19 protein-coding genes and 1 pseudogene are annotated in these 15461 nt (G+C 69.1%); 7 read left to right on the top strand and 13 right to left on the bottom strand.

All coding sequences use genetic code 11. The features are described from left to right. Positions 1 to 146 precede the first annotated feature (146 nt). The 13 genes from aroQ to ABD747_RS11130 form a co-directional block, all read right to left on the bottom strand. A complete protein-coding gene (gene aroQ, locus ABD747_RS11070) occupies positions 147 to 602 on the bottom strand; it encodes a type II 3-dehydroquinate dehydratase (RefSeq protein WP_344804385.1) in 456 nt (151 codons plus the stop codon). Beyond that, positions 599 to 1567, bottom strand: coding sequence for an alpha/beta hydrolase family protein (locus ABD747_RS11075; RefSeq protein ID WP_344804387.1), 969 nt, complete (start codon positions 1565 to 1567; stop codon positions 599 to 601). The genes aroQ and ABD747_RS11075 overlap by 4 nt, the downstream gene beginning before the upstream one ends. Then, a complete protein-coding gene (locus tag ABD747_RS11080; protein ID WP_344804389.1) occupies positions 1564 to 2481 on the bottom strand; it encodes a DNA-3-methyladenine glycosylase 2 in 918 nt (305 codons plus the stop codon). Before ABD747_RS11080 ends, ABD747_RS11075 begins: the two co-directional genes overlap by 4 nt. Beyond that, positions 2478 to 3095, bottom strand: coding sequence for a DNA-3-methyladenine glycosylase I (locus tag ABD747_RS11085; RefSeq protein ID WP_344804391.1), 618 nt, complete (start codon positions 3093 to 3095; stop codon positions 2478 to 2480). Before ABD747_RS11085 ends, ABD747_RS11080 begins: the two co-directional genes overlap by 4 nt. Positions 3096 to 3728: 633 nt before the next feature. Further along, positions 3729 to 4316 (bottom strand): hypothetical protein, encoded by a 588-nt coding sequence (locus ABD747_RS11090; RefSeq protein WP_344804393.1) that lies wholly within the window; start codon positions 4314 to 4316, stop codon positions 3729 to 3731. 275 nt (positions 4317 to 4591) lie between these two features. Further along, positions 4592 to 5149, bottom strand: a complete 558-nt coding sequence (locus tag ABD747_RS11095) for a hypothetical protein (RefSeq protein ID WP_344804395.1) — start codon at positions 5147 to 5149, stop codon at positions 4592 to 4594. A 387-nt stretch (positions 5150 to 5536) separates the two neighbouring features. Beyond that, a complete protein-coding gene (locus tag ABD747_RS11100) occupies positions 5537 to 6025 on the bottom strand; it encodes a hypothetical protein (RefSeq protein WP_344804397.1) in 489 nt (162 codons plus the stop codon). Between the two features lie 157 nt (positions 6026 to 6182). Then, entirely contained in the window at positions 6183 to 7253 is a 1071-nt protein-coding gene (locus ABD747_RS11105) for a trypsin-like serine peptidase (protein ID WP_344804399.1), read from the bottom strand. Positions 7254 to 7875: 622 nt separating this feature from the next. After that, complete coding sequence (locus ABD747_RS11110) at positions 7876 to 8517, bottom strand: alpha-ketoglutarate-dependent dioxygenase AlkB family protein (RefSeq protein WP_344804401.1); 642 nt, start codon at positions 8515 to 8517, stop codon at positions 7876 to 7878. Next, positions 8514 to 9119, bottom strand: a complete 606-nt coding sequence (locus ABD747_RS11115; protein WP_344804403.1) for a methylated-DNA--[protein]-cysteine S-methyltransferase — start codon at positions 9117 to 9119, stop codon at positions 8514 to 8516. The genes ABD747_RS11110 and ABD747_RS11115 overlap by 4 nt, the downstream gene beginning before the upstream one ends. Next, the gene (locus ABD747_RS11120; protein WP_344804405.1) at positions 9116 to 9568 is read right to left on the bottom strand and encodes an RNA polymerase sigma factor; all 453 of its coding nucleotides are present in this window, start codon (positions 9566 to 9568) and stop codon (positions 9116 to 9118) included. Before ABD747_RS11120 ends, ABD747_RS11115 begins: the two co-directional genes overlap by 4 nt. 47 nt (positions 9569 to 9615) lie before the next feature. Continuing rightward, positions 9616 to 10128: a methylated-DNA--[protein]-cysteine S-methyltransferase gene (locus ABD747_RS11125; RefSeq protein ID WP_344804407.1), complete on the bottom strand. Its 513-nt coding sequence runs from the start codon at positions 10126 to 10128 to the stop codon at positions 9616 to 9618. 162 nt (positions 10129 to 10290) lie between these two features. Then, positions 10291 to 11151 (bottom strand): serine hydrolase, encoded by an 861-nt coding sequence (locus tag ABD747_RS11130; protein WP_344804408.1) that lies wholly within the window; start codon positions 11149 to 11151, stop codon positions 10291 to 10293. Positions 11152 to 11365: 214 nt separating this feature from the next. Between ABD747_RS11130 and infA the strand changes: the two genes are divergently transcribed. The 7 genes and pseudogenes from infA to rplQ all read left to right on the top strand — a co-directional run. Further along, positions 11366 to 11587: a translation initiation factor IF-1 gene (gene infA / locus ABD747_RS11135; RefSeq protein ID WP_091075514.1), complete on the top strand. Its 222-nt coding sequence runs from the start codon at positions 11366 to 11368 to the stop codon at positions 11585 to 11587. A 75-nt stretch (positions 11588 to 11662) separates the two neighbouring features. Next, positions 11663 to 11776 carry a 50S ribosomal protein L36 gene (rpmJ, locus tag ABD747_RS11140; protein ID WP_013862061.1) on the top strand — a complete coding sequence of 38 codons (114 nt, stop codon included), beginning with the start codon at positions 11663 to 11665 and terminating at the stop codon, positions 11774 to 11776. A 241-nt stretch (positions 11777 to 12017) separates the two neighbouring features. Continuing rightward, positions 12018 to 12392 carry a 30S ribosomal protein S13 gene (gene rpsM / locus ABD747_RS11145; protein ID WP_344804412.1) on the top strand — a complete coding sequence of 125 codons (375 nt, stop codon included), beginning with the start codon at positions 12018 to 12020 and terminating at the stop codon, positions 12390 to 12392. Positions 12393 to 12435: 43 nt separating this feature from the next. After that, the gene (gene rpsK, locus ABD747_RS11150) at positions 12436 to 12840 is read left to right on the top strand and encodes a 30S ribosomal protein S11 (protein WP_344804414.1); all 405 of its coding nucleotides are present in this window, start codon (positions 12436 to 12438) and stop codon (positions 12838 to 12840) included. Between the two features lie 22 nt (positions 12841 to 12862). Further along, complete coding sequence (gene rpsD / locus ABD747_RS11155; protein WP_344804416.1) at positions 12863 to 13468, top strand: 30S ribosomal protein S4; 606 nt, start codon at positions 12863 to 12865, stop codon at positions 13466 to 13468. Between the two features lie 131 nt (positions 13469 to 13599). Continuing rightward, a complete protein-coding gene (locus ABD747_RS11160) occupies positions 13600 to 14622 on the top strand; it encodes a DNA-directed RNA polymerase subunit alpha (protein ID WP_344804418.1) in 1023 nt (340 codons plus the stop codon). Positions 14623 to 14730: 108 nt separating this feature from the next. Next, positions 14731 to 15246 (top strand): annotated as a pseudogene (gene rplQ / locus ABD747_RS11165) (50S ribosomal protein L17); the annotation flags it as partial. Between the last annotated feature and the right edge of the window lie 215 nt (positions 15247 to 15461).

The raw sequence follows: 15461 nt of genomic DNA on the forward strand, positions 1-15461 counted from the left end.
GTCGACAGGCTCCTGCCACCCGCCGGCCCGTTCGAAACTATGCTGTTGTTGCGGCGACACGCCGGTGGCAGCTGCAACAGCTGCACAGTTTTCCGTTCGGCAGACAGGACGGAGGGACGATCTGTTGCGACGACGGCCCTCGCGGGCTAGCGGCAGGCCTGGGCCAGCCGAGCCAGCTGGGCGATGGCGAACGGATACCCATGGATTCCGGCACCGATCACGATCACGTCGGCCACCCCGGACACGTAGCTGTGGTGCCGGAACTCCTCGCGCCGGTGCACGTTGCTGAGGTGCACCTCGGCGATCGGCAGCGCGACCCCGCTGAGCGCGTCACGCAGCGCAACCGAGGTGTGAGTCAGCCCGCCCGGGTTGATGGCGATCCCCGCGCAGTCCGTCCGAGCCTCGTGGATCGCGTCGATCAGCACTCCCTCGTGGTTGCTCTGCACGCAGCGCAGTTCGAAGCCCAGCGCCGCGGCCGCTTCGGTTGCCAGCCTCTCCACGTCGGCGAGGGTCTCCGTGCCGTACACCTCCGGCTCCCGGGTACCGAGCAGGTTCAGGTTGGGGCCGTTGATCAACAGCAGCCGGCGCGGTGAGTCGCTCACGATCCGTACGGTATCGGTCCGAGCGCGGCCGCCAACCGCTCGATCGCCTCGTCGGCCTCGAACTCGTGCCCCCGGTCGGTGACGATCAGCCGGGGAGCGGGGAATCCCATCCCCGAGCACAGGCCGACCAGCTCGGCGTGACTCGTCCGGGTGGCCGCGATCGGGAAGATCGGGTCTTGCTCGCCGGCTTCGAGGATCAGCGGCCGCGGCAGGACCAGCGCCGCGAGGTCCGTCATCTCGAACCAGCTGAGCAGGCCGGGGACGCTGTTGCAGATGCAGTGCGGCACGGAGCAGATACTGGCCGCGAACGAGGAGAAGTACGTCCCCACGACCGCCGCCGCGATCCTCTGATCCAGCGCCGCGGCCAGCAGGGCGACCGCGCCGCCGCCCGATCCGCCGAGCACCGCGATGCGGCGCGGGTGGACACCCGGCAGTCGAGCCAGCGCGGACACGGCGGCCATCGCGTCTCCGACCCGGTCCCCGAGCACCGGACGGCCGGTCAGCAGACCCATCGTCGCGTCGACCTGGCAGGAGCTCGACGCCCGCCCTTCCGCAACCGCCTCCGAGGTACGTCGCCGGCCGAAACTGCGCAGCTCCGGACACAGCACGGTGCAGCCCGCATCGGCCAGCTTCAGCGCGAGGCCCCGGTGGTAGGCGTCGTCGGCGTCGACCAGCGAGTCGATGCCCGGGCCATGACCCGCGACGGCGACCACGCCGGCACCGGTGTCCCGATCCGGCGGCGGTCGGACCAGCCAGCACGGAACGGTCGTGCCACGGCGCTCGAAGCTCGCTGCGCGGATCCGTGGGCCTGGTCCGGGGTCGCCGACGGTGAGGGTCGCGTCCGGTCTCCGGTCGGCGATGGCCAGCAGCTCGGCGAGGCGCTCGCGGCCAGCGGTCTGCCACGGACCGAACGCTGCGGCATCTGCCGGCACCCGGAGGCGTCGTACGTCCTCTGCGCCCGTCATCGTCCTCCGACCGTCCGCGCCTCAGACAGCTCGTTCATCCGTTCGCTGGTCCGCCCGGTCGTCGGCTCGGTCGGCAGGCCGCTCAGCGCGGCGGTCCAGAGTCGCATCACCGCGTACGCACGGAACGGTCGCCAATGCTCCGCACGCTCGAGTACGGCGGCGGGCTTGACCTGCCCGAGCGCCCGTCGAAGCACCAGGTCACTCGCGGGGCAGGCGTCCTGGTCGTGGAGCACCCGCATGGCGAGATAGTCCGTCGTCCACGGTCCGATTCCCGGCGTGGCCAGCAGGGCCGTACGCACGTCGGGTCCACGGGCCAGCACGAACCCGTCGGCGAAGAGCCGGGCGACCGCTCGCAGCGTCCGAGCGCGTGCACCGGTGACGCCGACAGCACTCTGCAACTCGTCGACCGGAACGTCGGCCAGGCGCCGCGGCTCGGGAAACCGGGTCAGACCGGCCGGTCCGGGATGGCCGTACGCGGCAGCCAACCGGCCCGCAAAGGTTCCCGCGGCCCGGACCGAGACTTGCTGACCGAGCACCGTGACCACGGTCGCCTCGAACGGCTCGGGAAAGCCGAGCACGCGCAGGCCCGGACGCACCCGACCGATGTCCGCGAGCACCGGGTCCTGGTCGAGCACCCGGCCGACCGCCTCCAGGTCCGTGCCCAGGTCGAACCAGTCGCCGACGAGCCCGAGCACGTCTGCGGGCGGGTCGTGAGCCGATCCGACCAGGGTGGCGGTGACACCGTCGGAATGCAGCATCACCGTCGTCGGCACCGGCCCTGCGGACGACGGCAACAGCCGGGTCAGGCTTCGCCGTTCCGACTCGATCCGGTCTATCCCCGGTATCGCATGCCGGACCAGGTAGCCCAAGGCGGTCTCCGCGTCGAACGCGCCGTTGGCCGGTAGCACGGTCACGGGCCTGGCCTGTCGCTCGATGCCGGCCACACCCCTGAGGAGCCGCGCCGGTGACTGCCGACGAAGTGGTCATCGACGATGCCGACCGCCTGCATCAGGGCGTACATCGTGGTCGGACCGACGAACTTGAACCCTCGCTTGCGCAGCGTTTTCGAAAGCGCCACCGACTCGGGTGAGGTGGAGCGGAGGTCGGCATACGACTCCGGGGCCGCCGGCTCTGTTTCGGGTCGGAAGGACCAGACGAGGTCGACCAAGCCCCCCTCCGCGCGGAGGGCCACGGTCGCGGCGGCATTGGCGATGGTCGCCTCGATCTTGGCTCGATTGCGCACGATCGCCGAGTCGCCGAGCAGCCGCTCCACGTCCGAGTCGCCGAACGCGGCCACGACATCGGGATCGAACTCGGCGAACGCCGCTCGAAACGCTGGTCGCTTCCGCAGGATCGTCACCCAGGACAGCCCGGACTGGAACGCCTCCAGGCTGATCCGCTCGAACAGGCCCCGCTCGTCGCGGATCGGCATCCCCCACTCAGTGTCGTAGTAGTCGCGCAGCAGCGGGTCCGACGCCGCCCAGGTGGGCCGCGCCAACCCGTCGTCACCGATCACCAAGTCGCTCACCTCGGCGACGCTAGCTGGACCCTCTGACAATTCGAGCACGACAGGTCGCCCGGCCCGATGCCCGACCGGGTAGCCCATTCCGGCTGCGCGACTCTGGCGGTGGTTCGTCACCAGGCTCCGCTGACCGAGCTGCGCGCCGCCGCCCTCGCTAAGCCGCAGCCCGGCGCGCGGAGGTGGTCGGGTGGCCGGCCGGGGTCGCCGTCAGGGTGCTTCACACCCCCCGCTGCTGCTTCGCACCGCGGGCTGGCGGTGTGGAGCGGCAGTCAGGAGTGTGAAGCAGCAGTCAGGGGCGTGAAGCAGCAGCCAGGGTGTCGTGGGGTAGGCAGGGTGTGGAGCAGCGACCTGGGTCTCATGCGGCCCGTCGGTGCGTGTCATTGGCGGATCTCGGCTGGGCATGGCGCGCCGCACCGGGTTCCGGAGGGGCCCCCGCGGGAACGTCCGCGGAGCGGACGCGGTCGGATAGCTGGCTGGCGTCGGCCCGTCAGGGGTGCTTCACACCGCTCGCTGCTGCTTCACACCCCGGGTGAGCGGTGCGAAGCAGCAGCCAGGGGTGTGGCGCAGCGAATTCGGGCTCAGGTTGGGGTGTCGTCGCGGACATCTGCGAGCTCGGATGGGCGGCGCAGATGCGGCCGGTCAGCGGATCAGGACTTGGAGCTCGCCGACCGGTAGCTGTTGAGTGCCGACCTGGTCCATGGTGACGACGCCCGACTGGCCGCCGACGACCCAGCTGATGGCCCAGTGGGAGGTAGCGCGAACGGTGTAGCTGCCCTTCGGGAGGCTCGGCTTTTGATACCGGTAGCCGCAGCTGCTCGCTTTGCCGGCCGGGACGGCTCGGGTCCACTTCTTCCCGGGGCCGTCGCACGTGACTGTGTGGCCGTCGCCCATGTCGTAGCTGACCGAGGTGAGGTTCGCGTCGAGGGAGACGTAGAGGTTCGCGACGCGTTGGGAGACGGGGCCGACGTGGGTCGGGCCGTCGGCCCAGAGCCAGAGCGGGTACCCGACGGCGGCCATCTTCCATCGGTTGATCGACGGATCGGGTCCGATGCCGGGCTTCACCGCCGGGAGCTGGAGCTCGGCTACCGCCATCAGGGCGATCTCCTGGGGGCTCACCTGTACGACCTGCGGGGCCTTGGGGTCGGACTTCTTCGCGGCGGGCTTCTTCGTCGGAGCGCCTCCGATGGCGAAGGTGCAACCGCCGCGTTCCGCGTCACTGAAGTACACGCAGTTGCGGATGGTGCGTGCTCGCTGCGTCGTAGGTTTGGTTGCCCCGGTTGGCGTGCGCGGACGTAGGGGGCCGTTGTAATGATGCTCGTTCGCGCGGCGGGACGCGCTCCACCGACGGTCAGGGTCGGCATGATGGGCCTTGGCGCTAGCGGTGATTCTTCGATCTGTGCCGTTGACATCTAGCGTGGCCTCCGCCGGCACTGTCGCAACCCCCAGCAGCACCGTGACCGTGAGCAGTAGAGCTGTCGCCGCGCCGAGAATTCTCTTGCGAGTCACTCGCATGACGAAGCCGTCCCCTTCTCATCGCCGTCCCACACCTTCCACCGGCCGTCAATCCTCCGGACGTATAGGGAGCGCAGAAGGATCTGACCGGTGCTGACCTGGTTGCCGTTGCGATCGAGGACCCGGTTCTTCGAGGCGTCTTCACAGACCTCGAGTGTCAATTGCGATGGTGAGTACCCACCCGTTCGGATGTACCCAATCTCGACGCCACTCGTATGGGTGTCGCCGGCCTTCTTCTGAGCCCGAAGGAGCTGTGACTGGAAATCGAGGTATGGCCCGGCGGCCGTCGCCTTCATTACTGCGGTCGGCTCGAGTGACCCGCCCGTCGCTGCCACTCTGTTGGTATCCGCGATGAACGTCCGGTATGCCTTCTCGGCGGCCTCGAAGTCCTCGCGCTGCTGGCGCTCGAGGCTGGTCTCGGGCGGGCTGGGCTGCACGGTCGGGGTCGGCGAGGGAGAGGGTCCGCCACCGCTGTCGCAGCCGACGAGACCGAGCAGGCAGGCAGCGGCAACCGCAGCGCCGAGGCGCACGCGCATCCTCGAGGTCATCAGCGGCTCCCGGGGGTCGGAGAGGGCTGGAGTCTGACACGCACGGGAGCGTCCTCAAAATCCTGCCCGATCGCCCCCGCGGCGGATTGTGACGTACGTAACATCGCGACCAGATCGGCCAGACAGTCGGCGAGCGGCCTCGGTCCGGCCGCCATGCCCGCTGCGCCGGGTCGCGCGTCGAAGGTGCTGGTGACAGCAGACATCGCCACCCCTTCCCGACCTCACCCGGACAACTGGTCATGGACTCTGGCAGCCGCGCGATCCAGGAACAAGAGCGTTCCCGCCACGGACAACACCGAGGCGATGCGGACAACACCGTGGCGATTCGGACAACACCGGGGGTGCGTCGGACAACACCGTGTCCGGACGCGACCAGACGGTGCGGCCTCAGGCGGCTCCGTCGCGGAGCTGACGGGCTCCGATCGGTGCCTCCAGATGAGCCTTCGTGACGATCGGGAGCGCGACCTGCGGTTGCGGTCCGTTGCAGTCGGCGCCGGGCAGTTTGCCCACCCAGAGGGTGATGGTCACTTCCTTCTTGCTCTCGGCGACATCCACGCGCGTGAGCACCGCGCACGGCGGTCCGGGGGTGAGCGCGGCATGGACCAACACGTCGTTCGTGCCGGGGATGAGTTCGACCTTGTTCCATCGCTGTCGCCGAGCGTCGTCGGCGGCGACCGGGGTGGCCAGACTGGGCGTCGGCTCGGCAGAGCCGTCCGGGAGGGGAGAGAGCGGGCCGGACGAGACGATGCCGGTGGGGTCGGCGGCCGGTCCTGCGGCCTCGCCGCCGCCGCCTTGGGACGCGCAGGCCGACATGGTGAGGACAGCAAGAGCGGAGATGGCGACGACCACGGGCAGCCGCCAGGAAGGACGTGACATTGCGTCTCCTTCGAAAACGTGACCGTCAGTGCGCGTCGAAGAAAATCTTCGAGCCGGAATCGATGACGGTCAGGCGAATATCGGACCTCAGGGCCCGGCGCCGTCGCGCCGAGCCCCTTGGTCACTCGAATGTGGAATTGTCGGAGCAGACCTGCGGTCAGCTGGTCTGGTATCGCACCGCGTTGTAGAGCGAGGCGACCTGGTTTCCGTAGTACGGGCTGTACATGTACGCCGGGGAATTGGTGTAGATGAAATCGTTGTGGCCGTTGACGTAGCCCCAGTTGCCGTCGAAGTTCCGGAACCAGGGGCCGCCGGATGATCCACCGGTCAGGCCGGAATACATGTAGATCGTTCCGTTTCCGGGGTTGCCGGTGTTGCCGCACGCCTCGACCAGGTACGCGCCGGTGAACGGCGCGGCCTGCGGGTAGCCGAACGCGCAGGCGTAATAGTTGGCGCTCTGGTTCCACATCAGACCCTGGGCGCCCAGGTAGTCGGCGATGCGGTAGCCGAAGTTGCGGTTCATCGTGGCTGCGCCGACGTCCTGGGTGAAGTCGCGGTTGTAGAACCACGCCGAGGTGGTGGTCAGCTGCCGGGCGTACCACGTTCCGTACGGCCGCGAACCGTTGGAGTAGGACGGGACGAACGCGAAGTTGCTGTCCCACACCTGTCCGTCGGCGACGCAGTGTCCGGCAGTCCAGACCAGGCTCTTGCCTTCACTGTTGACGATCGATCCCGAGCAGACGTAGTTGAGACCGCCGCGGGTGAAGAACACCTTCCCGTTCGTGCGGGCGGCCGGGTAGTAGTAGGGGAGGTTCGGATACCAGTACTGCGGAGCGATCGTGGATGGCGACCGCACCGCCCGGGGGGCGGCAGCCGCCTTGCCGGGCGCGATCTTGACCGCCGGTCCTTGGGCCTGCTTGACCGTCGCGCTCTGCTGCTTCGGCGCGGCCCCGGGGAGTTTCGCGGCGTTGTCGAGCGACTTCGCGGCCTTCATCCGGGCCGGCGTCCAGTAGTCGGCGACGGCGTTGGCCTCGGCGGCGACGCCGGTGCCCTTCATCAGCTTCTTGGCTGCCGGCGTCAGCGTGTTCGGATGGCTGACCGTGGCGTACTTGGGGGACTGGGGAGTTGGATCAGCGTTCGCCGTTGACGGGATCGCCAAGATCGAGGCGGCCGTGGCGGCGGCGGCGAGTGCCGCGAACACCGACACCCGTGCTCTGGTGTTGCCCATGGGTTTGTTCCTTGTTGATCGGGCGTCGGCCTAGCCGAGCGCCAGGTGGTCCCCGAGACCGAGTTGTTCTTGGCCGCTGCCCCGAATCGCCGGACCCGAAAGCCGAGCCGATGAGGCTTGATATTCAAGCGGGCTGTCATCGCGCGTTGTGTCGCTCACCGTGGACTCAACGCCACCGCAGAGTTGCCGGGATTCGTTCTCCTCCTTCCTCCCGTCAAGCTGGCCGGCACTCGTGGGGTTGACAACCGTCTCGAGGACTCCCCGTCCTGATCACATCCATTGCAGAAGAATGAGGTGTGATCACTTTTCGTCCGCTCGAGGGTTGGGGCTGCGACTCCGTGCTGAAGTTCACCACGCGGCACTAGCGCGGCGCAATGGAATATACGAGACAAATTCATGACCAAGCAGAGAACCGCTTGTGCGCCCCCGAAACATAGCCGAACACACCGATTCGGCGGCACTTCTTGCCCGAAATCCCATTTACGAGAGCACCAATTTTACATGGACAAAAGAAATTGAATGTAAAACAATTCTCGTTGCGCTGAGCGAACGGGACATCGACCTCACGATGGGCTCGCCGGCGCACTCGGAGGTCCGGGCCCGAGCGCAGCCGGCGCCGGTGTCAGAGGCCGGTGACACGCAGCGTCACGTTGATCCGGCCCGTGGTCAGCCCGCAGCCCGCTGGTGCGGTGCCGGGCAGGATCGTGGTCACGCCGTGGAATGCCAGCCGCGAGGGGCCGCCGAAGACGAACAGGTCGCCGGAGGCCAGGGTCAGGTCGACGTACGGCCGGGTCCGCGTCTCGGTGTTGCCGAACCGGAAGCGGCACGTGTCGCCGACGGACAAGGACACGACCGGCGCGAGTGACACCTCGTCCTTGTCCTGGTGCATGCCCATCTTGGCGGTGGCGTCGTAGTAGTTGACCAGCGCGGTGTCCGGCTCGTACGCGGCGGCGTCGGGGTCGCCGACGGCCGTCAGCGCCTCCCGGCCGAGCGCGGCCAGCCAGGACGGCATCGCCAGCACGCGTCGGCCGTTCACGTTGCTGGCCTCGCGGGTGTAGCGGTACGGCTGCCAGTGCCAGCCGAGGCACACGGTGCGGACCGACATCTCGTGGCCGCGCACCTTCGCCGCGGTCGGCGGTACCGGGCCGGCCGCCCAGGCCCGGAACTGCTCGACCAGGAAGGACTGACGCTCGAGCGACAGCCAGCCGGGGACGTGCACGGCACCCGGGGCGATCTCGGCAGTCCCGGCCGGCGGCGCCGTCACGCGGCCGACTCCAGCTCCAGCAGCGCGGCCTTCGCCGCGAGCCCGCCGGCGTACCCGCCGAGGCTCCCGTTGCTGCGCAGCACTCGGTGGCAGGGAAGCACCAGCGGCAGCGGGTTGGTCGCGCACCCGGAGCCGACGGCTCGGATGGCCCGGGGCCGGCCGAGCAGGGCCGCGACCTGGGCATAGCTCTCCGTCCGGCCGTACGGGATCTCCGGCAAGTGGTCCTGCACCTCGCGCCGGAACCCGGCCGACAGCGACCGGTCGAGCGTGAGGGCGAACTCGCGCCGGCGTCCGGCGAAGTACTCATCCAGTTGACGCGACGCCTCGTCCAGCCGGCCCGGTGCCCGCAGGATGCGTGGGCTGATCCGGTCGGCGATCGTCTGCAGGACCCGGTCGTGGTCCTCGACCGCGAACGCCACCCGCAGCAGCCCGCGCGGTGTCGCGGCGAGCAGCAGCGTCCCGACGGGGGAGTCGTGTAGGGAATAGGCAACGTCGAGCAGGCCGTCGTCGGCGCCCGACCGGGTCAGCCGGGCGTGCAGGTCGTCGAGGACGCCGGGCTCGATCGGTGCGGGCCGCAGGGCCCGGTCCAGCGGGGTGCTCATCGGGGTGCTCCAGTGGGAAGTAGGCGAGTGCGGAGGGTGGCGATGCCGTCCGCGGCGGCCCGTCGGGCCGCTGCGGGCGTGCCGCCGATCTGCTCGGCGACCAGGGCGTACGGCAGTCCGGCCAGGTAGTGCAGGCGGACCGCCATCCGCTGCTTGTCCGGTAGCCGTTCGACTGCCGCGCTGAGGTCTTCACGCTCCTCGGGTACGTCGGCCTGCGGTTCGGGCACGTTCCCAACCGGCGCCGGCCGCCGGCTGCGGGCGCGGGCCTGGTCGATCGCCTTGTTGGTCGCGATCCGCACCAGCCAGGCCTCGACGTTCGCGCCGGCGGGCAGGTCCGGATAGGCGCGCAGCGCCGCGAGGAACGTCTCGGCCCAGGCGTCGTCCGCGTCCGTGCCGCCGAGCATCGCCCGGCAGACCCGCAGCACGGTCGCGCCGTGGTCGGCCACCACCCGCTCGAACGGTGCCTTCCCCGGCGCTCCTGCCGCTGCCCGGCGAATCAGAACAGCCTCGCGGCGGCGACGTCGGCGGGTTCCTCCAACTCCAGCAGGAACCGCTTCCGATGCAGCCCGCCGCCGAACCCGGTCAGCGACCCGTCGCTGCCGACCACCCGGTGGCACGGGATGACGATCGGCAGCGGGTTGGAGCCGACCGCCTGACCCACCGACTGGGCCAGCCGGCGATCGCCGAGCGCGCCGGCCACGTCGCCATAACTGACCGTGCGGCCGTACGGGATCGTGCTCAGCTCGGCCCAGACCCGCTCGCGGAACTCGTCGGAGCCGAACCGGAGCGGCAGGTCGAAGTCGGTCCTGGTGCCCGCGAAGTATTCGTTCAGCTGGCGGCGGGCCCGCACCAGCACCGGGTGGGCGTCGTCCACGGCGATCTCGTGGTCGTTGCGGAACCACCGCCGGCCGCTCCCGTCGGCGAACCGCACCCCGACCAGGGCGTCACCTTCGGCGATCAGGGTCAGTTCGTCGATCGGGGACGCGATCTGGCAGCGGACCCGCTCCATGCTCGTTCTCCTCATGTCCGGTAGACGCTCGCCACGCCCGAAATGTGAGGTTACGCGGGACCGCCGACGAGAATCGCTCGCTCGTCGCGGGCTCACGACGATTTCCACGCTGGGCATGATCGACTCGGCACGACGAGGGAGCATCCGTCGTCCGTATCGGGCTCAACAGGCCCGGGCGGGCACCTGTCCGATCCGCTTCTCCAGCCAGTTCGCGACCCGGGTCAGGTCCCGGGCGGCCCGGCTGAAGCCCTTCGGCGACCAGACCGCGATCGAGACGCTGTACGTCCGCCCGTCCGGCAGGATCACCACGCCGAGCTGGCGGACCAGGTAGCCCTTGCCGACCGGTCCCCAGCCGCCCTTGAAGCGAGCGCCCCGGACGTGGCCCAGTCCCCAGCGCTGCGACGTGGTGATCTGGCCCATCAGCCGCAGCACCGGCTTGGCCTCGGCCCGGCAGGCGAGCCCGGCGCCGAACCGGGCCTGGTTGGTGGTCGTCCACCTCGTCTGGCCGAAGGCGGTGAACCCCGCCCGGACTCGCTTGCTCTGCACCTTGGTGTGCTTGTCGCCGGCGTCGCGGATGACCTTCTGGGTCCGGGCAGCGGCGGTCTTCGGGCGGCCGAGCCGGCTCCACAGCTTCTCCGCGGCCGCATTGTCGGAGACCGTGATCGCGCGCTTGACCAGGCGTTTCGTCGACGCCGACGGCGACCGGCGCAGCGCCGCGACCGACACCGGCACCTTCGAGGTGGACCAGGCCACGCCGGATCGCCAGCTGCCGACGGTCACCGAGCCCGCGTGCCCGACCCCGACCACGGACACCCCCGCGGTCCCCGGGAGCTGCTTCTCCAGCGAAGCGAAGCTCTTCGACCAGCTGGCCCGCACGCTGTCGGTGGACACGCTGTCGGCGGAGACGCGCGCGGTGGTTGCGGCCGAGGTGGATCCCGGTGCGGCGGCCGCCGGCGTCGCCGGACCGAGCAGCCCGGCGAGGATCAGGGACAGACCACCCAGCAGTGCCGTTGCGGTTCGCACCCGGCCAGTCTGTCGGCCGATCACCTGGGCGAACAGATCTGGGCCAAACAGATCTGGGGCCAACGGGGCTCGGGAATAGACGGGCGGAGCCGCGCGCTGAGCGTTCCGTACGCGGCTTCCCGTCAATTTGGGCGGCCGCGCATTTTGGCGTAATGTTGCCTGTCGGCCAACTCTGGCCGGCAGTCGTTCCATCCCCGATCGAGATTGTGAGTACATGGCGAAGAAGGAAGGCGCGCTCGAGCTCGAGGGCACCGTGGTCGAGGCTCTGCCCAACGCGATGTTCCGCGTTGAGTTGGCCAACGGGCACAAGGTGCTTGCCACCATCAGTGGCAAGATGCGGCAGCACTACATCCGCATCCTTCCGGCAGACCGGGTTGTCGTCGAGCTCTCCGCCTACGACCTCACCCGGGGCCGGATCGTCTACCGGCACAAGTAGCCGACCCGCAAGAATCCATCAACCCAGGTCTCGCACGCGTTTGCGTGCGTGCCCGCAGAGTCAGAGAGTCGTTCGATGAAGGTCCAACCGAGCGTCAAGCGAATCTGCGACAAGTGCAAGGTCATCCGCCGGCACGGTCGCGTGATGGTGATCTGCGAGAACCCGCGGCACAAGCAGCGGCAGGGCTGAGTCCCTCCGCTCGCCGCACGGGACTCGTACGACCCACCAGCAAGACCCAGCAAGACCAACAGAACAGCGTGATCGCAAACCCGGAGCTCGCTCCGGGACCACCCTCGGTCGGAGGCCGAGGCCCGGGCGACGAGACCACAGTTCTCGTCGACAGGCACCCGGGACGCATCACGCCCCACACCTCCGCGATGTGCCGCCGGCCGTTCCGGCACGCATCGACCACTCGAAAGGAACACCGCCTGTGGCACGTTTGATCGGTGTCGACCTGCCGCGCGACAAGCGCCTCGAGGTCGCTCTCACCTACATCTTCGGCATCGGCCGGACCCGGGCCCTCGAGACCCTCGAGGCGACCGGCATCTCCGGTGACACCCGGGTGCACCAGCTGAACGACGACCAGCTCGTCGCGCTGCGTGACTGGATCGAGGCCAACTACCAGACCGAAGGTGATCTCCGTCGCGAGGTCGCCGCGGACATCCGCCGCAAGGTCGAGATCGGCTCCTACCAGGGTCGCCGGCATCGCAGTGGACTTCCGGTCCGTGGTCAGCGCACCCGGACCAACGCGCGCTCCCGGAAGGGCGCTCGCAAGCCCGTCGCCGGCAAGAAGAAGGCCCGCTGACGCGGTCCGTGACGCCCTGAAGACGTAGGAGACAGACACACAGATGGCAACTGCAGGACGCAGCACGGCCGCCAAGAAGGTGCGCCGCAAGGAGAAGAAGAACGTGGTGGCGGGCCAGGCCCACATCAAGTCCACGTTCAACAACACGATCATCACCATCACCGATCCGGCCGGAGCGGTGATCGCGTGGGCCTCGGCCGGCACGGTCGGTTTCAAGGGCTCCCGCAAGTCGACGCCGTACGCCGCGCAGATGGCCGCCGAGGCCGCCGGCCGGCGCGCCATGGAGCACGGCATGAAGCGCGTCGACGTGTTCGTCAAGGGCCCGGGCTCGGGCCGGGAGACCGCGATCCGCTCGCTCGGGGCCATTGGCCTCGAGGTCGGCGCGATCTCCGACGTGACCCCTGTTCCGCACAACGGCTGCCGCCCGCCCAAGCGGCGCCGGGTCTGAGCCGAGAGGAGACTGACCGAAAATGGCTCGTTACACCGGACCACTGACCAAGAAGTCCCGCCGGCTCGGCACCGACCTCGTCGGCGGCGACAAGTCCTTCGAGCGCCGGCCGTACCCGCCCGGCGTGCACGGCAAGGGCCGCTCCAAGGAGTCGGAGTACCTGCTGCAGCTGCGGGAGAAGCAGAAGGCGCGCTTCAGCTACGGCGTGCTGGAGAAGCAGTTCCGCCGCTACTACGAAGAGGCCAACCGGACCCAGGGCAAGACGGGTGACAACCTGCTGCAGATCCTGGAGTCCCGGCTCGACAACGTCGTCTACCGCGCCGGGTTCGCCAAGACCCGCCGGCAGGCCCGCCAGATGGTCGTGCACGAGCACTTCACCGTGAACGGCCAGAAGGTGAACATCCCGTCCTACCGGGTCAGCCCGCACGACGTGATCGACGTCCGGGAGAAGTCCCGCGAGATGACGCCGTTCATCATCGCCCGGGAGACCCACGGCGAGCGTGACGTGCCCGGCTGGATGGACGCGCTGCCGAACAAGATGCGGATCCTGATCCACCAGCTGCCCACGCGTCAGCAGATCGTGATCGACGTTCAGGAACAGCTGATCGTCGAGCTCTACAGCAAGTAAGCGGCAGACGCGTGCTGAGCGCTTCGACAGGCTCAGCGCACGTACGTCGTACGCACGTCCCGGGGCGCCGGATGCGTCCCGGGTTCCGCGTCGTCAAATAGCGGTCGACGCGGGGAAGGAAGAAGAACACCATGCTCATCGCGCAGCGTCCCACGCTCACCGAGGAAGCGATCGTCGAGAACCGGTCCCGGTTCGTCATCGAGCCGCTCGAGCCGGGCTTCGGCTACACCCTCGGCAACTCGCTCCGCCGGACCCTGCTGTCGTCCATCCCGGGCGCGGCGGTCACCAGCATCAAGATCGACGGCAACCTGCACGAGTTCTCCACCCTGGAGGGCGTCGTGGAGGACGTCACCGAGATCATCCTCAATCTCAAGGGCCTGGTCGTCTCCTCCGAGGAGGACGAGCCGGTCACCATGTACCTCCGCAAGGCGGGCCCGGGCGCGGTCACCGCGGCCGACATCGCCCCGCCGGCCGGGGTCGAGGTGCACAACCCCGACCTGCACATCGCCACCCTGAACGAGTCGGGCCGGCTCGAGATGGAGCTGGTGGTCGAGCGCGGCCGCGGCTATGTCTCCGCCGTACAGAACAAGTCGCTGGACGCCGAGATCGGCCGGATCCCAGTGGACTCGATCTACTCCCCGGTGCTCAAGGTCACCTACAAGGTCGAGGCGACCCGCGTCGAGCAGCGGACCGACTTCGACAAGCTGATCCTCGACGTCGAGACCAAGCCGGCGATCCGTCCGTCTGACGCGGTGGCGTCCGCCGGACGTACGCTCGTCGAGCTGTTCGGCCTCGCCCGCGAGCTGAACGTCGAGGCCGAGGGCATCGAGATCGGCCCGTCGCCGATCGACGAGCAGCTGGCCGCCGACCTGGCGCTGCCGGTGGAAGATCTGAATCTGACCGTGCGGTCGTACAACTGCCTGAAGCGGGAGGGCATCCACACCGTCTCGGAGCTGGTCTCGCGCAGCGAGCAGGACCTGCTCGACATCCGCAACTTCGGCTCCAAGTCGATCGACGAGGTCAAGCTGAAGCTGCACGAGATGGGCCTGTCGCTGAAGGACTCGGCCCCCGGCTTCGATCCGCTCGCCGCGATCTCGCGCTACGACGACGCGGACGAGGACGACGTCGACTACTCGGAAACGGAACAGTACTGATTGTATGAAGCAAGGGGGGCGACCTCCTTGAACCCCCGCGCCGCGCGCAACAAGACACGGGAGCGCGGCCGGGGTAGCCGAAGCTAGAGAGAAGGACTGGAGAACACGATGCCCACGCCCACCAAGGGGAACCGTCTCGGCGGTAGTCCCTCGCACGAGCGGATCATCCTGGCGAACCTGGCGACCCAGCTGTTCGAGCACGGGCGGATCGTCACGACCGAGGCGAAGGCCAAGCGGCTGCGTCCGTTGGCCGAGAAGCTGATCACCAAGGCCAAGCGGGGCGACATCCACTCGCGCCGGATGGTGCTGACCACGGTCAAGGACAAGGGCGTGGTGCACATCCTGTTCACCGAGATCGCGCCGACCTTCGCCGACCGCGACGGCGGCTACACCCGGATCACCAAGGTCGGCCCGCGCAAGGGCGACAACGCCCCGATGGCGGTGATCGAGCTGGTGACCGAGACGGTAGCCGACTCCAAGAAGGCCAACGCGAAGTCGGCCGCGCCGGCGAAGGCCGCCGCACCGGCGAAGAAAGCCGAGCCCGCACCCGCCGCCCCGGTGGCGGTCGAGGAGCTGGCGGCCGAGGAGCCCGCGGACGAGCCGGCCGCGGACGAGTCGGAGTCGCCGGCCGAGGTGCTCGTCACCAAGACCGACGAGCTCGAGACCGAGGTCGCCGACCAGGAGGAGCCGAGCGACGACAGCTCGGCCGAGGAGGCTGCCGCGCAGCCGGAGGACAAGGCCTGACCTCAGGCCGTACGTCCCGAGCACGACCCAGAAACGCCCGACCCGGAGTGATCCGGGCCGGGCGTTTCGTCGTTCCCGGCGGTGGTTCCCGTAGC

The organism is Microlunatus ginsengisoli (assembly GCF_039537205.1).
GTDB lineage: Bacteria > Actinomycetota > Actinomycetes > Propionibacteriales > Propionibacteriaceae > Microlunatus > Microlunatus ginsengisoli.